This is a genomic window from Acinetobacter sp. AKBS16 (assembly GCF_002899995.1).
GTDB classification, from domain to species: domain Bacteria; phylum Pseudomonadota; class Gammaproteobacteria; order Pseudomonadales; family Moraxellaceae; genus Acinetobacter; species Acinetobacter baumannii.
Genome location: NZ_POYH01000107.1, coordinates 1 through 273, shown reverse-complemented (window position 1 = coordinate 273; position 273 = coordinate 1). Strand labels below are relative to the sequence as shown.

The following is a 273-nucleotide window of genomic DNA, read 5'->3' as shown; positions in this document are numbered from 1 at the left end:
GTGCACTTTCATTACCTGCTGCATCAGTCAGCGTATAAGTCAGTTGATGTGAACCATCTGCCAGCGGAGTGGTAGGCGTTAGTGTACCGGTTACAGGATCATAGCTTGCAGCTACCTTCTCACCATCAACATACAAAGTCGGAGTCTCACCTGCACCCGGTGCAGAAATCACAACACCTGGTGTCGTATCATCTGTGCTGCTTCCTGACCCCTTGATTCCTTGATCAGGTCCAACATTGTCCAGATAACCACTCGGTACAGAAGGAGTAGCCG

The 273-nt window shown here is 50.2% G+C and carries 1 protein-coding gene; it reads right to left on the bottom strand.

What is annotated here, in order from left to right:
• A partial coding sequence (locus C1642_RS19015; RefSeq protein ID WP_171304733.1) for an Ig-like domain-containing protein occupies positions 1 to 273 on the bottom strand: 273 nt, incomplete at both ends.